Source organism: Pantoea vagans (assembly GCF_004792415.1).
Classification (GTDB): domain Bacteria; phylum Pseudomonadota; class Gammaproteobacteria; order Enterobacterales; family Enterobacteriaceae; genus Pantoea; species Pantoea vagans.
In genome coordinates this window covers 3080649-3101351 of sequence record NZ_CP038853.1, presented here as the reverse complement: position 1 = coordinate 3101351, position 20703 = coordinate 3080649, and the positions used below count along the sequence as shown (strand labels likewise).

Below are 20703 nucleotides of genomic sequence, written 5' to 3'. Positions count from 1 at the left end.
TTTATTAACCGATAGCCGGAACCGCCTAAAGAGCGTGAAGGTTATCTGCATCGGACTGTTTCTCCGATGGAGGCTTTGTGAAATTTGAACTTGATACCACAGACGGGCGCGCACGCCGTGGCCGTCTGATTTTTGATCGCGGCGTGGTGGAAACCCCGGCGTTTATGCCCGTTGGCACCTACGGCACCGTGAAAGGCATGACGCCGGAAGAAGTGCAGGAGACCGGCGCGCAGATCATTCTGGGTAATACCTTCCACCTCTGGCTGCGTCCGGGCCAGGAGATTATGAAACTGCATGGCGATCTGCATGACTTTATGCAGTGGAAAGGCCCGATCCTGACCGACTCCGGCGGCTTCCAGGTCTTCAGCCTGGGCGACATCCGTAAAATCACCGAAGCGGGCGTTCACTTCCGTAACCCGATCAATGGCGACCCGATCTTCCTCGATCCGGAAAAATCGATGGAGATTCAGTACGACCTGGGTTCCGACATCGTGATGATTTTCGATGAATGTACGCCGTACCCGGCTGACTGGGACTACGCCAAACGCTCTATGGAGATGTCGCTGCGCTGGGCGCAACGCAGCCGTGATCGTTTCGACAGCCTGGGAAATAAAAATGCCTTATTTGGCATTATTCAGGGCTCGGTTTACGAAGATTTACGAGATGTCTCGGTGAAAGGTCTGGTAGAGATTGGCTTTGATGGGTACGCTGTGGGCGGCCTGGCGGTGGGTGAGCCTAAGCAGGACATGCACCGTATTCTTGAGCACGTCTGTCCGCAGCTTCCGCAGGATAAACCGCGTTATCTGATGGGTGTCGGCAAGCCAGAAGATCTGGTTGAAGGCGTCCGTCGCGGCGTTGATATGTTTGACTGCGTGATGCCAACCCGTAATGCGCGAAATGGTCACCTGTTTGTAACCGAAGGTGTGGTGAAGATTCGCAACGCCCGCTACAAAGATGACACTGCGCCGCTGGATGCGGAGTGTGATTGTTACACCTGTCGCAATTATAGCCGTGCCTACTTGTATCATCTCGACCGTTGTAACGAAATACTGGGCGCGCGTCTGAATACTATCCACAATTTGCGCTACTACCAGCGTCTGATGGCAGGTTTACGCCAGGCCATCGAAGAGGGTAAATTAGAGCGCTTTGTAACTGAGTTTTACCAACGGACGGGCAAAGAAGTTCCGCCATTAACGTCTGATAATTCATCAATGAGGGAAATTTAATGAGCTTATTCATTTCTGACGCCGTGGCCGCAGCAGGCGCTCCGTCTCAGGGAAGTCCGTATTCTCTGGTGATCATGCTGGTGGTGTTTGGTCTGATTTTCTATTTCATGATCCTGCGTCCGCAGCAGAAACGTGCGAAAGAGCACAAGAAGCTGATGGATTCCATCTCTAAGGGTGATGAAGTGCTGACCAGCGGTGGCCTGGTAGGCCGCGTAACGAAAGTCTCTGACACGGGCTACGTAGCTATCGCGCTGAATGACACCAATGAAGTCGTCATTAAACGTGATTTCGTCGCCGCCGTGCTGCCGAAAGGCACTATCAAGGCGCTGTAATTCTTTCTTCCCTAAGGGAACTGCCGTGTTAAATCGTTATCCTTTGTGGAAGTACGTAATGCTGGTCGTCGTGATTCTCGTCGGCCTGCTCTATGCGCTTCCCAACCTGTATGGTGAGGATCCGGCCGTTCAAATCACTGGTGCGCGCGGAAGCGCCGCCAGTGAGCAGACGTTGGATCAAATTCAGTCCGCATTAAAACAAGACAATATCCAGAGCAAATCTGTTGCGCTGGAAAATGGTGCGATTACCGCGCGTTTCGCTAATACGGATGTGCAGTTACGCGCCCGTGAAGCGATTATGAAAGCGCTGGGTGAAAACTACGTTGTCGCGCTGAACCTTGCGCCTGCTACGCCACGCTGGCTGACGATGCTGTCAGCAGAGCCGATGAAACTCGGTCTCGATCTGCGTGGTGGTGTGCACTTCCTGATGGAAGTGGACATGGACACCGCGCTCAGCAAGCTGCAGGAGCAGAATGCTGACACGCTGCGTAGCGACCTGCGCACCAAAAATATCCCCTACACCAACGTCAATAAAATCGCGAACTACGGCGTGGAAATTCGTTTCCGTGACGCTGCCAGCCGCGACGCGGCGATCTCCTGGCTGAGCTCGCGTCATCAGGATCTGGTGATCAACAGCAGCGGCAGCGATGCCCTGCGTGCCACCATGAGCGATGCCCGCCTCAGCGAAGCGCGTGAATATGCGGTTCAGCAGAACATTACGATTCTGCGTAACCGTGTAAACCAGCTGGGCGTAGCTGAACCGCTGGTTCAGCGTCAGGGTTCCGATCGCATCGTGGTTGAGCTGCCGGGTATTCAGGATACGGCGCGTGCCAAAGAGATCCTGGGCGCCACCGCGACGCTGGAATTCCGTCTGGTTAACACCAGCGTGGATCCGACTGCGGCGGCCAGTGGCCGTGTACCGGGTGACTCTGAAGTTAAAGACATGCGTGATGGCCAGCCGGTCGTGCTTTACAAGCGGGTGATCCTGACCGGTGACCATATCACCGACTCAACCTCCAGCATGGATGAGTACAACCAGCCACAGGTGAACATTTCACTGGATGGCGCAGGCGGTAACATCATGTCCAACTTCACCAAGGACAACATCGGCAAGCCGATGGCGACCCTGTTTGTGGAGTACAAGGACAGCGGTAAGAAAGATGCCAATGGCCGTTCCATTCTGGTGAAGCAGGAAGAGGTGATTAACGTCGCCAATATCCAGTCTCGCCTGGGGAACAGCTTCCGCATCACCGGTATCAACAACCCGAACGAAGCGCGTCAGCTGTCGCTGCTGCTGCGTGCTGGTGCGTTGATTGCGCCGATCCAGATTGTGGAAGAGCGGACTATCGGGCCGACCATGGGTCAGCAGAACATTACTCAGGGTCTGGAAGCCTGCCTGTGGGGTCTGCTTGCTTCGATCCTGTTTATGGTGGTGTTCTATAAGAAGTTTGGTCTGATTGCGACGAGTGCGCTGCTGGTTAACCTGGTGCTGATTGTCGGCATCATGTCCCTGCTGCCGGGCGCGACCCTGACCATGCCGGGTATTGCCGGTATCGTGTTAACGCTGGCGGTGGCAGTCGATGCCAACGTACTGATTAACGAACGTATTAAAGAAGAGCTGCGAAACGGGCGCTCGGTTCAGCAGGCAATTCATGAGGGCTACAAAGGCGCCTTCTCCAGTATTGTCGATGCGAACGTGACCACCCTGATCAAAGTTATCATTCTTTACGCGGTCGGCACCGGTTCGATCAAAGGCTTTGCGATTACCACCGCAATTGGTATCGCGACCTCAATGTTCACCGCGATTATCGGTACCCGTGCCATTGTTAACCTGGTTTACGGTGGCAAACGCATCAACAAGCTGTCTATCTGAGGAGTGCGTTGTGGCACAGGAATATAACATTGAGCAGTTGAACCACGGGCGTAAAGTCGTCGACTTTATGCGCTGGGATAAGCTGGCCTTCATCATTTCAGGACTGCTGATTGTGGCCGCGATTGCGATCGTGGGCGTGCGTGGTTTTAACTGGGGCCTCGATTTCACCGGTGGTACGGTGATTGAGATTGCGCTGGAGAAACCGGCCGACCTCGACACGCTGCGTAGCGAACTGGTGAAAGCGGGCTTTGACGAGCCGCTGGTGCAGAACTTTGGCAGCAGTCGTGACGTGATGGTGCGTATGGCACCGGTTACCGGCCCGGCAGGTACCGAGTTAGGCAATAAAGTGGTGTCGGTGATCAACCAGACCACGCAGCAAAACGCGACCGTTAAGCGCATTGAGTTCGTGGGGCCGAGTGTGGGCAGCGACCTGGCGCAGGCGGGTGCGATGGCGCTGCTGTCGGCACTGATTGCGATTCTGATCTATATCGGTTTCCGCTTTGAGTGGCGTCTGGCGCTGGGCACCGTGCTGGCGCTGGCGCATGACGTGATCATCACCTGCGGCCTGCTGGCGCTGTTCCGCATTGAAATCGACCTGACGATTGTTGCCTCGCTGATGTCGGTGATTGGCTACTCGCTTAACGATAAAATTGTGGTCTCTGACCGTATTCGTGAAAACTTCCGCAAGATCCGTCGCGGCAGCTCTTACGATATTACCAACGTGTCACTGACCCAGACGTTAAGCCGTACCCTGATTACCTCGCTGACGACGCTGGCGATGATCCTCATCCTGTTCATATTTGGTGGTGCGCTGCTGAAAGGCTTCTCACTGACCATGCTGATTGGTGTGACGATTGGTACGATTTCATCCATTTATGTCTCTTCAGCGCTGGCGCTGAAGCTGGGCATGAAGCGTGAACATATGATGGTGCAGAAAGTCGAGAAAGAGGGCGCCGATCAGCCTTCTATCCTGCCTTAATCGCGCGTCAGAAATAAAAACGGGCAGCCTTCTGGCTGCCCGTTTTTTTTTGCACCACGGCTAAGGATTAGCGGGTGCCGCAGGGGAGATCGGGGGCGGTGCGTCAGCGGTCACGTTATGCACGCGGACATAACCCAGTTGCTCCGGTGTCAGGCCGCTGAGTCGAAGCGGAATGCTCGCCGAATGCTGCGGCAGCAGCGAGGCAGGCAGCGCGACCGTCTGCGTCAGACTGTCACTGCTCAGCGGTTTACCGGTCGCCGGGTCGAGTTCACCCCAGATCACCGTCGCGTGCAGGGCGGGCAACGGCCGATCGTCCATTGAGCGTACGGTCAGGGTTGCCCGCGAACCGCTGGCTTCCGCAGTGACAGGGGACAGCGTCAGTCGCAACGTGCCGAGCTGAGTCTGCAGCGCCACTGGCGTATTCGCCTGTGGCACCAGCCAGGCACCCTGCTGCAACTGGCTGTTAAGCTGTCCCTGAATCTCCAGCGCGCTGGCCTGCGTGGTCAGATGCTGCATCTGCTGATTGAGCTGACTCACTTCCTGATGCAGCTCTCTGACCTGCGGGTTACCTGCACTGCTACTGCAGCCGCTCAGCGCCACCAGTGAGAACGCCACCGGAACCCAAACCATCCTGCTCATAAGTTATCCTTGTCCGTTATTTTGGAATACGTAAAACCTGGCCAGGATAGATCTTATCAGGATGGGTGAGCATTGGCTTATTCGCTTCGAAAATCTTGTTATATTCGTTAGCGTTACCGTAAACCTGTTTAGAAATAGCGCTCAGCGTGTCGCCTTTCTTCACGGTGTAAAGCTCTGACTCGGCCGCGCTGTCTGTCACGGTGACCTTGTCTTCCACTTTTGTGATGCCTGCCACGTTACCCGCCGCGATCAGAATCTTCTCTTTCAGCTCCTGAGAAAGGCCATCGCCGGTCACGGTGACGGTATCACCATTGACCTTTACGTCCACCTTGTCGCTGTCTGGCAAACCGAGCTTGTTGATGTGATCCTGCAGCTTTTTATTCTGATCGTCACCGCCTTTCACGGCGTCCCAGAGTTTTTCACCGGCTTCTTTCACAAAGTTAAACAGACCCATACAACCTCCAATGTGTTAGTGGAAAATTTTAATTGCAGCTCTTAAAGCGTAGTCCCTTTTGCCGCAGACGAAATTTAGCATCGTTTATCCTGCGATGAGAAGCCCGCGAAAGACACGGAAGAGATTTTGTTGATTCGCAGTTCGCGCTACACTGTATGGCCCATCACTCTCGCGTCAGGAAACGTCATGCATTGCCCATTCTGCTCCGCTGTGGACACCAAAGTGATTGATTCTCGTCTGGTTAGTGAAGGCTCCTCGGTGCGACGCCGCCGCCAGTGTCTGATGTGTCATGAACGCTTCACCACCTTTGAGGTGGCGGAACTGGTGATGCCCCGCGTGGTGAAAAGCAATGATGTGCGCGAGCCTTTCAATGAAGACAAAATGGCCAGCGGGATGATGAAAGCGCTTGAGAAGCGTCCGGTCAGCGCCGACGCGGTAGAAAGCGCCGTAAATCATATTAAAACGCAGCTGCGCGCCACCGGCGAACGTGAGATCCCCAGTAAGCTGATTGGCAATCTGGTGATGGATGAGCTGAAAAAGCTCGATAAAGTCGCCTATATTCGCTTCGCCTCGGTTTACCGCAGCTTTGAAGATATTCGCGATTTTGGCGAAGAGATCGCCCGGTTACAGGATTAGAGTATGGACGAACGCTATATGGCGCGTGCGCTGGAACTGGCGCGACGCGGCCGTTTTACGACCATGCCGAACCCGAATGTCGGCTGTGTGATTGTGCGCGATGGTGAAGTCGTGGGTGAGGGCTGGCATCAGCGTGCCGGTGAACCCCATGCTGAAGTCCACGCTCTGCGCATGGCTGGCGAGAAAGCGCGTGGCGCAACGGCGTATGTCACGCTGGAGCCGTGCAGCCATCATGGCCGCACGCCGCCCTGCTGTGATGCGCTGATCGCCGCAGGTGTGACCCGTGTCGTCGCCGCCATGCAGGACCCGAATCCGCAGGTCGCGGGGCGCGGACTGCACCGTCTGCATCAGGCGGGCATCGACGTCAGCCATGGTCTGATGATGCCGGAAGCCGAAGCACTCAATCGCGGCTTCCTCAAGCGCATGCGCACCGGTTTTCCCTGGATTCAGCTCAAGCTGGGCGCATCACTGGATGGCCGCACGGCCATGGCCAGTGGCGAGAGCCAGTGGATCACCTCTGAGGCTGCCCGTCGTGATGTGCAGCGTCTGCGGGCGCAAAGCGCCGCCATTCTCAGCAGTAGCGCTACGGTGCTGGCGGACGATCCCTCTCTGACCGTGCGCTGGTCTGAACTCAATACCGACAGCCAGGCTTTGATTGATGAGCAGCAACTGCGTCAGCCGGTACGTGTAATTATCGACAGCCAGAATCGCGTGACGCCGCAGCATCGGCTCATCTCACAGCCGGGCGAAACCTGGCTGATGCGCCATCAGCCGGATCAGCAGCTCTGGCCCGCTGACGTCACGCAAATCGCCGTGCCATTGCGCGAACAGCAGCTCGATCTGGTGGCGATGATGATGCTGCTGGGACAGCGACAGATTAACAGCGTCTGGGTTGAAGCGGGTGCGACGCTGGCCGGTGCCCTGTTACAGGCCGGGCTGGTGGATGAACTGATCGTTTATCTGGCACCTAAGCTGTTAGGTCATGAAGGACGCGGCCTGTGTCAGCTGCCGGGGCTCAGCCAGCTGGCTGACGCACCTGCGTTCCGTTTCAGCGATGTCCGGCAGGTCGGTGACGATTTACGTCTGACCCTGACACCGCAATAGCATGCCCGGAAAAGCGAGAGCACGCCGCCTAAGAGTATGATAGAATCCGCCCCCCTGCGCGGGGCCAACCAAACCCCTGAAAGGATAAGTATGAAAGTTATCGAAGCTGCTGTTGCAACGCCTGAGGCCAATGTTGCCATCGTCATCGCGCGTTTTAACAACTTCATTAATGACAGCCTGCTGGATGGCGCAGTTGATGCCCTGAAACGTATCGGCCAGGTCAAAGATGAAAATATCACCGTTGTCTGGGTGCCGGGTGCTTACGAACTGCCGCTGGCAGCACGTGCGCTGGCGAACTCCGGCAAACATGATGCGATTATCGCACTCGGCACCGTTATTCGTGGTGGCACTGCGCACTTCGAATATGTGGCGGGTGAAGCCAGCTCCGGTATCGCCAGCGTTGCCATGAACAGCGACATTCCTGTCGCGTTCGGCGTGCTGACCACTGAAAGCATCGAGCAGGCCATTGAGCGTGCCGGCACCAAAGCGGGTAACAAAGGTGCTGAAGCGGCGCTGACTGCGCTCGAAATGATCAACGTATTGAAAGCCATTAAAGCCTGATTTTTGTAAGGGGAATTTTGTGAAACCTGCTGCTCGTCGTCGCGCCCGTGAGTGCGCTGTTCAGGCGCTTTACTCCTGGCAGTTGTCGAATAACGACATTGCCGATGTGGAATACCAGTTTCTGGCGGAACAGGACGTCAAAGACGTCGACATTACCTACTTCCGCGAACTGCTGTCCGGTGTGGCGACCAACAGTGCGTATCTGGATGGACTGATGAAGCCCTATCTGTCGCGTCAGCTCGAAGAGCTGGGCCAGGTAGAAAAAGCTATCCTGCGCATCTCGCTGTATGAGTTGAGCAAGCGTGATGATGTGCCCTATAAAGTGGCCATCAACGAAGGAATTGAGCTGGCGAAAGTCTTCGGTGCCGAAGACAGTCATAAATTTGTTAACGGCGTGCTGGATAAAGCCGGTCCACAAATTCGACCCAATCGCAAATAAACAAAAAGGCCGGCTTGCCGGCCTTTTTTCATGAAGAGTTAAGCGGAACGCAATTATGTCTTGTGGTGAATTTGAACTCATCGCACGCTACTTCAACCGCAGAACACGCAGCCGCCGTGATGTCGAACTCGGCATCGGTGACGATTGTGCGTTACTTAGCGTGCCGGAAAAACAGACGCTGGCGATCAGCACCGATACCCTGGTCGCGGGTGTGCACTTCTTACGGGATATTCATCCCGCCGATCTGGGTTACAAAGCCCTGGCTGTTAATCTTAGCGATCTCGCTGCCATGGGCGCCGATCCCGCGTGGCTGACGCTGGCCTTAACGCTACCGCAGGTCGATGAGAGCTGGCTCTCTGCCTTTAGCGAAAGCCTGTTTGAACTGCTGGAATATTACGACATGCAGCTGGTGGGCGGTGACACGACCCGTGGCCCGCTGAGCCTGACGCTGGCGATTCACGGTCTGGTGCCGCAGGGCCGCGCCCTGAAACGCTCCGGAGCGAAGCCGGGCGACTGGATCTACGTGACCGGCACGCTGGGTGACAGCGCGGCGGGTCTGGCGCTGTTGCAGCATCACTGCCGCATCAGCGATCCGGCGGTGCATGAGGCGCTGATTAAACGGCATCTTCGTCCGATGCCGCGCATTCTGCAGGGTCAGGCACTGCGTTCGCTGGCCTCTTCAGCGGTGGACCTTTCTGATGGCCTGATTTCCGACCTCGGCCACGTGCTGAAAGCCAGCGGCTGTGGTGCACGACTAAACCTGGATGCGTTGCCGCTGTCGCCGGCGCTGCGCGACCATTTCGACCCTGAGCAGGTATTGCGCTGGGCGCTGAGTGGCGGAGAAGATTACGAACTCTGCTTCACCGTGCCGGAAGTGAATCGCGGTGCGCTTGATGTGGCGCTGGGGCATCTGGGCGTGCCTTATACCTGCATCGGACAGATAGCACCGGAATCAGAAGGCTTAACGCTGCTGGATAATGGCAAACCTGCCACATTCCATCATAAAGGGTTTGATCACTTTGATACTAAATAACGACGTGGCGAAGAGCCGCCTGCGGATGAGCAATCCCTGGCATCTGCTGGCCACCGGTTTCGGCAGCGGATTAAGCCCGGTCGTGCCTGGTACCATGGGATCGCTGGCGGCCATCCCGTTCTGGTGGCTGATGACCTTTCTGCCGCAGGATCTCTATTCGCTGGTTGTGCTGGTTGGTATCTGCGTCGGTGTCTATCTCTGCCATCGCACCGCCAAAGATATGGGCGTACACGATCACGGCAGTATTGTCTGGGATGAATTTATCGGCATGTGGATTACGCTGATGGCGATTCCGGTCAACAGCTGGCAATGGGTGCTGGGCGGCTTTGTCGTGTTCCGTATTCTGGATATGTGGAAACCATGGCCGATTCGCTGGTTTGATCGCAATGTGCATGGCGGTATGGGCATTATGGTGGATGACATCATTGCTGGCGTGATTTCTGCGGCGATGCTTTATGGCTTTGGGGTCTGGCTGGCGGGTTAGTCGCCGAGGCTGAACGCCTGAATAAGAGGTGACGCCCGGCCAGGGCGTCACGTTCTGATTTATTCGAATCCCACCGCCTGATGCGGCTGATAGACCTCTTCCAGCAGGGTAATCTCGTCGTCACTCAGCGTGACATCCACCGCCTTCACCAGATCCTCAAACTGCTCAGCGCGCGACGCGCCAATAATCGGTGCCGTAACGGCAGGCTTGCTCAGCAGCCAGGCCAGCGCTACCTGCGCCCGCGTCACACCTTTGCTTTCCGCTACCTGCGCCAGCCGCTCTGCAATCACGGCATCGTTCTCTTCAGTGTTGTCATAGAGCTTCGCCATCACCTGATCGGAGGCGGAACGCGCGGTGTTCTCACCCCACGGGCGGGTCAGCTTACCGCGCGCCAGCGGACTCCAGGGCAGCACGGCGATCTGCTCTTTCAGACAGAGCGGATGCATTTCACGCTCCTCTTCACGCTGAATCAGGTTGTACTGATCCTGCATGCTGACAAAGCGATGCCAGCCCAGTTCTGACTGCAGCTGCAACGCCTGCGCAAACTGACTGGCGTGCATGGATGAGGCGCCGATATAGCGGGCTTTGCCGGACTGCACCACGTCATGCAGCGCTTCCAGCGTCTCTTCCAGCGGTGTCTCGTAGTCCCAGCGGTGAATCTGCAGCAGGTCAACATACTCCATGCCGAGACGCTGCAGGCTGTCATCAATGGATTGCAGGATATTTTTGCGCGACAGTCCCTGTGAGAGATTGGTCAGCGGGAAATAGACTTTGGTGGCGACCACGATCTCTTCGCGGCGGGCAAACTCTTTCAGCGCCCGGCCCAGGATCTCTTCACTGCTGCCATCGGAATAGCTGTTGGCGGTATCAAAGAAGTTGATCCCCGCGTTCAGCGCCTGCTGGATCAGCGGACGGCTGCTTGCTTCCGGCAGCGTCCAGGCATGATTACCGCGCGTTGGCTCGCCATAGGTCATACAGCCGAGACAGAGACGCGACACCTGCAGATCGGTGGTACCCAGTTGAATCGTTTTCATGGTGGAGGCTCCTGCGAAAGTGCAAAGGTTACAGCATAGCAGGATGTTGCGCTCCCCAGGGGGAGCGCAGAGAGGAGAGGTTACTGCGCCAGCCAGCGGGCGATCTGTTGCTGAATGCCCTCTGCGTCCAGCAGATAGTCATGACGCACTTCATCCTGTGTGCCCTGCGGGATGAACTCATCGGGCAGGCCGATGTTCAGTACCGGAATGCCCAGGCGTTTCGCCATCACAAACTCATTTACGCCACTGCCCGCACCGCCTTTGATGGCGCCTTCTTCCAGCGTTATGAGCGAGTCATGTGTTTTAGCGAGCTCGGCGATCAGCGCTTCATCCAGCGGCTTCACAAAGCGCATATCGACCAGAGTCGCGTTCAGCGCTTCTGCCGTGGCGGCGGCTTCCGGCAGCAGTGTACCGAAGTTCAGAATCGCCAGCTTTTCACCCTGACGTTTCACGACTGCTTTACCCAGCGGCAGGCTCTGTAATGGGGCCAGCGGCGTGCCGACGCCTGTGCCGCGCGGATAGCGCACCGCACTCGGGCCAGCCTGGTGGTGATAGCCGGTATAGAGCATCTGCCGACACTCATTCTCATCGCTTGGGGTCATGATCACCATATCCGGCACGCAGCGCAGATAGGCGAGATCAAACGCGCCCTGGTGAGTCTGACCATCCGCGCCAACAATACCACCGCGATCGATAGCAAACAGGACCGGCAGTTTCTGGATGGCGACGTCGTGGATCAGCTGATCGTAGGCGCGTTGCAGGAAGGTGGAATAGATGGCAACAATGGGTTTATAGCCACCAATCGCCATACCGGCCGCGAAGGTCACCGCATGTTGTTCGGCTATCGCCACGTCAAAATATTGCTTCGGGAATTCACGTGAGAAGGCCACCATACCTGAGCCTTCACGCATCGCCGGGGTAATCGCCATCAGCTTCGGATCGTCGGCGGCCATTTCGCACAGCCAGTTGCCGAAGATTTTAGAGTAGCTCGGCAGACCCTCTGCGCTTTTCGGCAGTTCGCCAATCGCCGGGTCAAATTTAGGAACGGCGTGCCAGGCAATCGGATCTTCCTCTGCCGGGGCGTAGCCTTTACCTTTCTTCGTCATGATATGCAGGAACTGCGGGCCTTTCAGGCTGCGCATGTTGCTCAGCGTATTCACCAGCGTCAGCACATCGTGACCGTCAACCGGGCCAATATAGTTAAAGCCCAGCTCTTCAAACAGCGTGCCCGGCACGACCATGCCTTTGAGATGCTCTTCGGTGCGTTTGACCAGCTCTTTGATTGGCGGCAGATTTGTCAACACGCGCTTACTGCCTTCGCGCAGTCGTGCGTAGGTTTTGCCCGACAGGATCTGCGCCAGGCGATTATTCAGCGCGCCGACGTTTTCAGAGATCGACATCTCGTTGTCATTGAGGATGACCAGCATGTCCGGCTTAATATCACCGGCATGGTTCATCGCTTCAAACGCCATGCCTGCGGTAATCGCACCATCGCCAATAATACAGGCGGTGCGACGGCCCTGACCTTCACGTTCTGCCGCCGCGGCCATGCCGAGACCGGCACTGATAGAGGTCGATGAGTGACCGACGCTCAGGACGTCATATTCACTTTCACCGCGCCACGGAAACGGGTGTACGCCGTTTTTCTGACGGATAGTGCCGATGCGATCGCGGCGACCTGTCAGAATTTTATGCGGATAAGCCTGATGACCCACATCCCAGACCAGATGATCAAACGGGGTGTTATAGACATAATGCAGCGCGACCGTCAGTTCAACCACGCCCAGACCCGATGCAAAATGGCCGCTGGAGCGGCTCACACTGTCTAACAGATACTGACGCAGTTCATCACACAGCGCAGGCAACTTCTCTTTTGGCAGGGCGCGCAGCGCCTGAACCGTGTCTGCCAGCGCCAGTGTCGGGTATTTAGCAATATCAAAACTCATCAGAGACTCATTATGGAAGTTATTTGTCGCGTTCAATTATGAAGCTCGCCAGCGCCTGCAGTGCTGTAGTGTTATAAGAGTGCGCAGCGAGCAATTCTAAAGCATCAAGAGCTTCCTGATACAAATCCCGCGCTTTGGCACGGGCACTTTCAAGGCCTAACAGTGAAGGATAGGTGCTTTTCCCCAGATCCTGATCGGCACCCTGACGTTTTCCGATCACGGCTGTGTCGCCGATCACATCCAGAATGTCGTCCTGCACCTGAAACGCGAGACCAATCGCCTCTGCATAGCGGTCGAGCAGCGGCAGGGCTTCGCGACCCGCATCGCCTGCCGTTAATGCGCCTAGCCGTACCGCTGAGCGGATCAGGGCGCCGGTTTTGTGGCGATGGATCTGTTCCAGCTGATCGAGATCGACGGACTTCCCTTCCGCCGCTAAATCCAGTGCCTGCCCGCCACACATCCCGGCTACGCCACTGGCTTTTGCCAGTTCGGAGAGCATCATCAGTCGATATTCGGCGCTGACACCGGGCATTGCTTCATCGGCCAGAATGGAAAAGGCCAGCGTCTGCAGGGCGTCGCCCGCCAGAATCGCGGTATCTTCGCCATATTTAATATGACAGGTTGGCTGCCCGCGACGCAGTGCATCATCGTCCATCGCAGGGAGATCGTCATGAATCAGAGAGTACGCATGAATGCATTCAACTGCGGCGGCAGGGGCATCCAGACTCGCCGGATTGGCGTGGAGCATTTCGCCGGTCGCGTAGACCAGAAAAGGACGCAGACGTTTACCGCCTAATAATGCCCCATAATGCATGGCATTCACCAGAGGAGAACTCTGAAAAGGAAGTGGCTCTATAAAACGCGTCAGCGCGGCGTTCACCTGCTGCTGATAGGCGTCGAGTAAGCGGGCAAAATCCATTAGTCGTTTTCCGGCGTGAAAGCAGTGAGGTCGGCATCTTTATCATCGTTCAGCAGAATGCGGACCCGCTGTTCAGCCTGCTGCAGCGTCTGCTGGCCATTCCGCGCCAGCTGCACGCCGCGCTCAAATTCGTTCAGGGCTTCTTCCAGCGGCAGTTCACCACTTTCCAGACGGCTGACAATCTGCTCCAGCTGCTGCAATGACGTTTCAAAGCTGGCTGGCTGTTCGGCTTTTTTCGGCATATTTCGTGTCGACTCACGGTTGGGACATTATCTCGCAATCGGTCATGGTAGCTGAGACCCTATGATTAGCAAAATAATCAATGCGGCGGCTGATGAAGAAGCAGTCACCTGACAAAGGTGATATACTCCCGCGCCTCGGATGCGGTTGCGCCTTGCAGCCCGCAATTTTGTGATTTTACCAGCTAAGTGCCGCCTGTTTTAGCACTTATTTGCCCAACGAAGCTGTGTCGCCATGAAGTTTATCATCAAGTTATTTCCTGAAATCACCATCAAGAGTCCGTCGGTGCGTTTGCGCTTTATCAAGATTCTTGCCAGCAATATCCGCAACGTCCTGAAAACCGTCAGCGACGACATCGCCGTTGTGCGCTACTGGGATCACATTGAAGTGCGGTCAAAAAATGCGGCGCTGGCGGACATTATTCCCGATGAGCTTTCCCGCATTCCCGGTATCCATCACGTTTTAGCGGTTGAAGATCGCGAGTACACCGATATTCATCACATCTTTGAACAGACGTTAGCGCAGTATCGCGACAGTCTTGAGGGCAAGAGCTTCTGCGTACGTGTGAAACGTCGTGGTAAGCACAGCTTCAGTTCGCAGGATGTAGAGCGCTATGTGGGTGGTGGTCTGAATCAGCATATTGAAAGCGCCCGCGTGCAGCTTAAAAATCCTGACGTGACGGTGAACCTTGAAGTTGAAGAGAATCGCCTGACGCTGGTGACGGCGCGCTACGAAGGTCTGGGTGGTTTCCCGATCGGCACGCAGGAAGATGTGCTGTCGCTGATTTCCGGCGGTTTCGACTCGGGCGTCTCCAGCTATATGCTGCTGCGCCGCGGCAGCCGCGTGCATTACTGCTTCTTTAACCTTGGCGGTGCCGCGCATGAGATTGGCGTGCGTCAGGTTGCGCACTATCTGTGGAATCGTTTTGGTCGTTCACACCGCGTGCGCTTCGTGGCGATCAATTTTGAGCCGGTCGTCGGTGAGATCCTCGAAAAAGTGGATGACGGCCAGATGGGCGTGGTGCTGAAGCGTATGATGGTGCGTGCCGCCTCGACGATTGCTGAGCGTTACGGCGTGCAGGCGCTGGTCACGGGTGAAGCGGTAGGGCAGGTGTCGAGCCAGACGCTGACCAACCTGCGCCTGATTGATAATGCGTCGGATACGCTGATTCTGCGTCCCCTGATCTCTCATGACAAAGAGCACATCATCAGAGTTGCCCGGGAGATCGGCACTGAAGATTTCGCAAGCACCATGCCGGAATATTGTGGTGTGATCTCAAAAAGCCCGACGGTGAAGGCGGTGAAGGCGAAAATCGAAGCGGAAGAGCAGAATTTCGACTTCTCGATTCTGGATCGGGTCATCGAAGAAGCGACCAATGTCGATATCCGTACTATTGCTGAGCAAACGGAAGAGGAGGTGGTGGAAGTTGAGACCGTCGCGCTTCTGAGTGACAACGATGTGGTGCTGGATATCCGCTCTATTGATGAGCAGGAAGAGAAGCCCCTGACGCTGAACGCCACGGAAGTGAAATCACTGCCGTTCTACAAACTCAGTACGCAGTTTGGCGATCTCGATCAGAACCGCACCTGGCTGCTCTACTGCGATCGTGGTGTGATGAGCCGTCTGCAGGCGCTCTATCTGCATGAGCAGGGCTTTAAGAACGTTAAAGTCTACCGCCCGTAGTCATCGCTCTGAGCCAGTCAGTGCCTGTTCAGGTCTGACTGGCTTTCTCGTTTTAAGCCTGAGTATTTAAGCCTGATAGTCATAAATGCCGGGGGCCAGCACCAGCTGTGCAGCGACCTCACGCGCCATCTCTTTTCCCACCAGCAGATCGATCAGCTTCAGCGCAAAATCCATTGCCGTGCCAGGCCCCTGACTGGTCAGCAGATTAACGCGGGGATCCCAGACGACACGTCGCTCCATCCACTTTTCCTCCGGAATCGTCTCTTTCAGGCCAGGAAAGCCGGTCATGTTACCGACCGGGAAGAGATCGTGAGGGATCAGTACCGTGCCTGCGGCTGCGCATATCGCGGCGACAATCTTCTCATTGAGGTGAAACTGACGCACCGTTTCGACCAGCAGCGGACTGTCACGGAAGGTCTCAGCCCCTTTCAGGCCGCCGGGCAGAACAATGGCGGCGAAATCGTTATCGGCGACTTCGACCAGCGTGACGTCAGCTAGCAGACGAACACCGCGTGAGCAGACAATCTCCCGGCTGCCATCGCTTTCGACGCTGGCGGTAACAACCTTCAGCCCGGCCCGAACCAGCAGGTCGATGGTGGTGACAGCTTCGGTTTCTTCACTGCCATGTGCCAGGCAAACCAGCACCGATGCGTTCGCGGTCATAATGGGACTCCTTGCGTTTTACAATGTCATACAGACGGGTGTTCTCCGTCAGCACCAGGCCGTGCGTCCGGGCGCGGCGCAGCAGAAAGCCGCTGATATAGTCGATTTCAGTGAGCCGCTGGGCGCGCACGTCCTGCAGCATCGAAGAGGTATTGGCCGCCGTGCTTTCGATCACGTCGAAGATGATGTCCTGCAGGCTGTCGCTGGCCACATTCTGGCCTTCACGCTCCATAACCCAGCTGATCTCTTCGCACAGTTGCGCGATCTGCTCCGGATACGCGCGTAGTGCGCCGTTCTGGCACTCATACTCCACGCTGAGCGGGTTGATGACGCAGTTGACGGCCAGTTTGCGCCAGCAGGTCGCCCGGATGTTGTCATGCCAGGCAACATCGGGCAGGGCAGGGTGCAGAATGTCGGCGAGGTCACTGTAAGCGGCGCTTTTGCGGTTACCGGGACCAATGTGGGTGATGCCACTGGCGATGTGCTTGATAACGGTGCCATCACGCATCGCCGCATGCGTGGTGACGCCACGCAGGAGTGGCTGAGTCAGCCCTTTGAGTTCCTCCAGCGTACCCATACCGTTGTGCAGCAGCAGTACCGGGCAGTTTTCTGGCAACACGCTTTCCAGATTCTTCACCGCGGGCGAGACCTGTGGCGCTTTGAGCGTGACCAGCAGCAGCTGGCTTTCCGCCAGGAATAGCGGATCGTTGGCGATAAACGTGCGATTCGAGATGTTGCCCTGTGGATCAATTACATTGGCTGAGCAGTAAGGCTGCGGCACGCGCAGCCATCCCTGTACTTCATGTCCCTGGCGGGCAAGCGCTGTCAGCCAGACCTGACCCAATGCACCGCAACCTAACACGGTAATTTTCATGCTGCCTCCCGCTGGCGGGCTATCCATCTGTTATTTACTGTCACACCTACATTATAGCGTTGTGTGCAGCCTGATTTTATTTAGCACCTTAAGACGCGTATTATGCATGTCACTTTAGCGTCAGGAGAAGAAGAGATGCCATCTTTCGATATCGTTTCAGAAGTCGATCTGCAGGAAATTCGCAATGCGGTGGAGAATGCTAACCGTGAAGTGTCTACCCGCTTCGATTTCCGCAACGTGAGCGCCGAGTTCGAGCTCAACGAAAAGAATGAAACCATCAAGATCACCAGCGAGTCTGATTTCCAGGTTAAGCAGCTGGTCGACATTTTACGTGAGAAGTTGCTGAAGCGCGGGATTGAAGGCGGAGCCTTAGAGGTGCCGGAAGAGATCGAGCACAGCGGCAAAAGCTGGGCGGTCGATGCCAAACTGAAAAAAGGCATTGAGAGCGACGTGGCGAAGAAGCTGGTGAAGCTGATTAAAGACAGCAAGCTGAAAGTGCAGACCCAGATTCAGGGTGAAGCATTGCGTGTGACCGGCAAGGCGCGTGATGATTTGCAGGGTGCGATGGCGATCGTGCGCGGCAGCAATCTGGGCCAGCCGTTCCAGTTTAAGAACTTCCGCGATTAAGTGGGGGAGGCTGAATTTTCAGCATGAATGCAGTGATGAAAAACCCGGCTCAGGCCGGGTTTTTTGTTATCTACCGTGTGCGGGCTTCTAACTCTCTGAATTTGCAAAACTTGGTCTGGGATATTTACGTGCTCGCACCTTGCTTATATCGCTTTGTGAGATGGATGTCGTCTGGAACATCGCGTTCAGGCTCAGGAAGCCTGTGCCTTTCGCAAAGACGCAAAAGCGTCATCCATGGCTGGCTCAGCGCGGGCCATCCCTGGCCCGCGATGCTTTGCTACAGGCACAGGCTCCCATCGCTTTAAGCTGGTTAGTGGTCTGTAAGAAGGATTGTGCGGGGTGATATTTACTCAGAAATTTAAATTCGGCTGAACCTGGCAGCAACGCAAAAGCTAAGGGGCGCAGGGGACAGGGTCAGAAGAGGAAAGCGTCCCGCGCCAGGACGGCGCGGGCCGAGCGTGCCATGGATGGCGGCTTTTGCGACTTTCCGATCTGACCCTGTTCCCTGAGCCAGCTCGATCTTACAGCTAAACGGGCAGATGGTGTCGCTAGAACAGTTTGGAAATCAGCAACTCCCCAGCAGCGCTTCCAGCTCAGGCCGGCTGGTGACCTTACTATCAATTTTGATATACGCGCTTTTTTCTTCCGGCACGATAAACACGGAGTTAACGCCTTTCTGAGCTTTCAGACGCTGCTCAAGATTCGGCACAGCCAGTGCGGCATCACTCAGGACGATGCGCAGGCTGCTGACATAAGGCGGCTCCTGCATCGTCATGCTGACAAACAGCCAGGCTGCTGCCACCATCGCGCCCACCAGGAACACGGTCTGCGCATCGAAATGACCAAACACCCAGCCACCCATGCTGCCGCCAACGGCCACGCCCAGGAACTGGCTGGTGGAGTAGATTCCCATTGCCGTACCTTTGTAACCTGCGGGCGACTCTTTACTGATTAATGAAGGCAGAATGGCCTCCATCAGATTAAAGGCGAAGAAGAAGAGCTGAACACCCACTACCAGCGTCCAGAAGTGGCCTTCTGCACCCCACAGCACGATCTCCGCAATCACAATCATCCCGACGCAGCCGACAAAGACGCGCTTCATACGGCGCTTCACTTCGGCATAGATGATGAACGGGACCACGCCCGCAAAGGCGATCAGCATGGTAGAGAGATAGACTTTCCAGTGCTCGGGGGCCGGGAATCCAGCCTGTTCAAACTGCCCAGGCAACGCAACAAAACTCGACATCAGCAGAACGTGCAGGCAGAAAATCCCGATGTTGAGCTTCACCAGACGCGGGTTAGCCATCACTTTACGGAAGCTGCCTTTCACCATGCCCGATTCTCGGTTCAGGACATGATGGGAAGCCGATGGCACCACGAGAAGAGTGATCACGATTCCCAGTGACGCCAGAATCGCAATCATCCAGAACAGCGCATGCAGACCCAATGCATGAGTCACAACCGGGCCGACCACCATCGCAATCGCGAAGGTCACGCCAAAACTGATGCCGATAAAGGCCATCGCTTTGGTGCGGTTCTGCTCACGGGTTAAGTCGGATAACAGCGCCATCACCGCAGCCGCAATCGCGCCCGAGCCTTGTAATGCACGGCCCAGAATAATGCCCCAGATGGAGTCGGTGCAGGCTGCGATAACGCTGCCCAGAACAAACAGCAGCAGTCCGCCAACGATCAACGGCTTGCGGCCGATGCGATCAGAGAGCAGGCCAAAAGGAATCTGAAATATTGCCTGGGCAAGGCCATAGATGCCAATCGCCAGACCAATTAAGGTTTCACTCGCGCCCTGTAATGCCATGCCATAAGTGGTCAGTACCGGCAGGACCATAAACATCCCAAGCATACGCAGGGAAAAGACCGTACCGAGGCCCCATGTGGCGCGCAGCTCCACCGGAGTCATTTTATTATCGTTCATTCCAACCTCTGTTAATGTGCTGCATTTATTCTAGGGGGCGGGGCAGGGCGGGTAAAACAATAGTTTTTAAGCAGTGGTAACAAAAAGAAAGGGCGCGAAAATCGCGCCCTTTTCATGCTGTATCGGTGCCGGTTACCAGACGTATGTCAGCAGGTCCTTCGAAGCCGGAGCCATCGAATCTACCGACATCATCACGCTCAGCGCGGTGATGGTTACGATAGAGAAGACAAACAGCTTACGCGCCCAGACACGGTCATCTGCGGTTTTGTAACCCGATAACGCCATGCCCAGCCACCAGACGCTGACCGCAGCGGCCACCACCAGATATTTGTAGCCCGCGTAACCGCCCAGCGTCAGCATCAGCGTGGCAATCATAAACGCCAGGATATAGAGCGTAATATGATTCTTCGCGACGGAAATGCCTTTCACCACCGGCAGAACCGGGATGTTCGCTGCCTGGTAATCTTTAAAGCGGAAGATAGCAATCGCGTACGAATGCGGCATCTGCCACAGGCTAAAGATAGCCAGAAGGATCAACGCGCCAGCATCAAACTGGTTAGAGACGGCGCAGTAGCCGATAACCGGCGGCGCAGCACCCGACAGGCTGCCAATCAGCGTTCCGTAAACGGAATTACGCTTCATGTACAGACTGTAGATGCCCACGTACACCACGAAGCCCATCACCGCCAGCCACATGGCCAGCGGATTAGCACCGAAGTAGAGCAACGCAAAGCCAGCAATACCCAGCACAGTGGCATAAACCAGGCTTACTTTCGCGGAGATAAGGCCTTGTACCAGCACCCGATTCCTGGTTCTCTCCATCTTGATATCGATGTCGCGGTCAATCACGTTGTTGAAAACACAACCTGATGCAACCACCAGTGACACGCCCACCAGGGTGATGAGAAACAGGGCGTAATCCGTGTTGCCTTTGGAGGCCAACAGGAATCCGCCGATCACAGAAATTAAATTCCCGAAAATAATTCCTGGTTTTGTAACTTGCAGGTATTGCTTAAACATTACGCGT

Annotated in this window: 22 protein-coding genes; 12 read left to right on the top strand and 10 right to left on the bottom strand. The window is 55.9% G+C overall.

Annotated elements, in window-relative coordinates:
* The first annotated feature begins 77 nt into the window (after window positions 1–77).
* Genes tgt through secF form a run of 4 tightly spaced genes read left to right on the top strand, consistent with a single transcriptional unit; the run spans window position 78 to window position 4410 of the window.
* Window positions 78–1226, top strand: a complete 1149-nt coding sequence (tgt, locus tag EGO56_RS14725) for a tRNA guanosine(34) transglycosylase Tgt (RefSeq protein ID WP_013356969.1) — start codon at window positions 78–80, stop codon at window positions 1224–1226.
* A complete protein-coding gene (gene yajC / locus EGO56_RS14720) occupies window positions 1226–1558 on the top strand; it encodes a preprotein translocase subunit YajC (protein WP_009091760.1) in 333 nt (110 codons plus the stop codon). The genes tgt and yajC overlap by 1 nt, the downstream gene beginning before the upstream one ends.
* 25 nt (window positions 1559–1583) lie before the next feature.
* Complete coding sequence (gene secD, locus EGO56_RS14715; protein WP_013356970.1) at window positions 1584–3431, top strand: protein translocase subunit SecD; 1848 nt, start codon at window positions 1584–1586, stop codon at window positions 3429–3431.
* A 10-nt stretch (window positions 3432–3441) separates the two neighbouring features.
* Complete coding sequence (secF, locus tag EGO56_RS14710) at window positions 3442–4410, top strand: protein translocase subunit SecF (RefSeq protein ID WP_013356971.1); 969 nt, start codon at window positions 3442–3444, stop codon at window positions 4408–4410.
* A gap of 60 nt (window positions 4411–4470) precedes the next feature.
* Here the strand turns inward: secF and EGO56_RS14705 are convergent, their stop codons facing one another.
* Together EGO56_RS14705 and lysM are read right to left on the bottom strand one after the other, a co-directional pair.
* Window positions 4471–5049, bottom strand: coding sequence for a SadB/YajI family lipoprotein (locus EGO56_RS14705; RefSeq protein ID WP_135909902.1), 579 nt, complete (start codon window positions 5047–5049; stop codon window positions 4471–4473).
* Between the two features lie 16 nt (window positions 5050–5065).
* Window positions 5066–5503, bottom strand: a complete 438-nt coding sequence (gene lysM / locus EGO56_RS14700; protein ID WP_135909900.1) for a peptidoglycan-binding protein LysM — start codon at window positions 5501–5503, stop codon at window positions 5066–5068.
* A 186-nt stretch (window positions 5504–5689) separates the two neighbouring features.
* On the opposite strand from lysM, the gene nrdR reads away from it, so the two are divergent.
* From nrdR to pgpA, 6 genes are all read left to right on the top strand, one after another.
* Complete coding sequence (gene nrdR, locus EGO56_RS14695; protein WP_009091750.1) at window positions 5690–6139, top strand: transcriptional regulator NrdR; 450 nt, start codon at window positions 5690–5692, stop codon at window positions 6137–6139.
* Window positions 6140–6142: 3 nt separating this feature from the next.
* A complete protein-coding gene (ribD, locus tag EGO56_RS14690; RefSeq protein WP_135909898.1) occupies window positions 6143–7243 on the top strand; it encodes a bifunctional diaminohydroxyphosphoribosylaminopyrimidine deaminase/5-amino-6-(5-phosphoribosylamino)uracil reductase RibD in 1101 nt (366 codons plus the stop codon).
* Between the two features lie 90 nt (window positions 7244–7333).
* Window positions 7334–7804 (top strand): 6,7-dimethyl-8-ribityllumazine synthase, encoded by a 471-nt coding sequence (gene ribH, locus EGO56_RS14685; protein ID WP_013356975.1) that lies wholly within the window; start codon window positions 7334–7336, stop codon window positions 7802–7804.
* A 19-nt stretch (window positions 7805–7823) separates the two neighbouring features.
* On the top strand, window positions 7824–8243 hold the full coding sequence (gene nusB / locus EGO56_RS14680; RefSeq protein ID WP_013356976.1) for a transcription antitermination factor NusB: 420 nt from the start codon (window positions 7824–7826) through the stop codon (window positions 8241–8243).
* 55 nt (window positions 8244–8298) lie between these two features.
* Window positions 8299–9276, top strand: coding sequence for a thiamine-phosphate kinase (thiL, locus tag EGO56_RS14675; protein ID WP_033731746.1), 978 nt, complete (start codon window positions 8299–8301; stop codon window positions 9274–9276).
* A complete protein-coding gene (gene pgpA / locus EGO56_RS14670; RefSeq protein WP_135909896.1) occupies window positions 9221–9760 on the top strand; it encodes a phosphatidylglycerophosphatase A in 540 nt (179 codons plus the stop codon). Before thiL ends, pgpA begins: the two co-directional genes overlap by 56 nt.
* Before the next feature lie 59 nt (window positions 9761–9819).
* On the opposite strand, the gene EGO56_RS14665 is transcribed toward pgpA, so the two are convergent.
* From EGO56_RS14665 to xseB, 4 genes are all read right to left on the bottom strand, one after another.
* Window positions 9820–10794, bottom strand: coding sequence for an aldo/keto reductase (locus EGO56_RS14665; RefSeq protein WP_135909895.1), 975 nt, complete (start codon window positions 10792–10794; stop codon window positions 9820–9822).
* Window positions 10795–10874: 80 nt separating this feature from the next.
* Entirely contained in the window at window positions 10875–12740 is a 1866-nt protein-coding gene (gene dxs, locus EGO56_RS14660) for a 1-deoxy-D-xylulose-5-phosphate synthase (RefSeq protein WP_095707610.1), read from the bottom strand.
* Between the two features lie 19 nt (window positions 12741–12759).
* Complete coding sequence (ispA, locus tag EGO56_RS14655; protein ID WP_135909893.1) at window positions 12760–13659, bottom strand: (2E,6E)-farnesyl diphosphate synthase; 900 nt, start codon at window positions 13657–13659, stop codon at window positions 12760–12762.
* Window positions 13659–13901, bottom strand: a complete 243-nt coding sequence (xseB, locus tag EGO56_RS14650; RefSeq protein ID WP_013356982.1) for an exodeoxyribonuclease VII small subunit — start codon at window positions 13899–13901, stop codon at window positions 13659–13661. The genes ispA and xseB overlap by 1 nt, the downstream gene beginning before the upstream one ends.
* 232 nt (window positions 13902–14133) lie before the next feature.
* On the opposite strand from xseB, the gene thiI reads away from it, so the two are divergent.
* Window positions 14134–15582, top strand: coding sequence for a tRNA uracil 4-sulfurtransferase ThiI (thiI, locus tag EGO56_RS14645; RefSeq protein WP_135909891.1), 1449 nt, complete (start codon window positions 14134–14136; stop codon window positions 15580–15582).
* A gap of 66 nt (window positions 15583–15648) precedes the next feature.
* Here thiI and yajL read toward each other — a convergent pair whose 3' ends face one another.
* Together yajL and panE are read right to left on the bottom strand one after the other, a co-directional pair.
* Window positions 15649–16245 carry a protein deglycase YajL gene (gene yajL, locus EGO56_RS14640; protein ID WP_013356984.1) on the bottom strand — a complete coding sequence of 199 codons (597 nt, stop codon included), beginning with the start codon at window positions 16243–16245 and terminating at the stop codon, window positions 15649–15651.
* Window positions 16199–17119 carry a 2-dehydropantoate 2-reductase gene (gene panE, locus EGO56_RS14635; protein WP_135909889.1) on the bottom strand — a complete coding sequence of 307 codons (921 nt, stop codon included), beginning with the start codon at window positions 17117–17119 and terminating at the stop codon, window positions 16199–16201. The genes yajL and panE overlap by 47 nt, the downstream gene beginning before the upstream one ends.
* Window positions 17120–17254: 135 nt before the next feature.
* On the opposite strand from panE, the gene EGO56_RS14630 reads away from it, so the two are divergent.
* Complete coding sequence (locus EGO56_RS14630) at window positions 17255–17746, top strand: YajQ family cyclic di-GMP-binding protein (RefSeq protein WP_003852530.1); 492 nt, start codon at window positions 17255–17257, stop codon at window positions 17744–17746.
* 565 nt (window positions 17747–18311) lie between these two features.
* Here EGO56_RS14630 and EGO56_RS14625 read toward each other — a convergent pair.
* Together EGO56_RS14625 and cyoE are read right to left on the bottom strand one after the other, a co-directional pair.
* The gene (locus EGO56_RS14625) at window positions 18312–19676 is read right to left on the bottom strand and encodes an MFS transporter (protein ID WP_033782162.1); all 1365 of its coding nucleotides are present in this window, start codon (window positions 19674–19676) and stop codon (window positions 18312–18314) included.
* Between the two features lie 132 nt (window positions 19677–19808).
* Entirely contained in the window at window positions 19809–20696 is an 888-nt protein-coding gene (gene cyoE, locus EGO56_RS14620; protein WP_135909887.1) for a heme o synthase, read from the bottom strand.
* Between the last annotated feature and the right edge of the window lie 7 nt (window positions 20697–20703).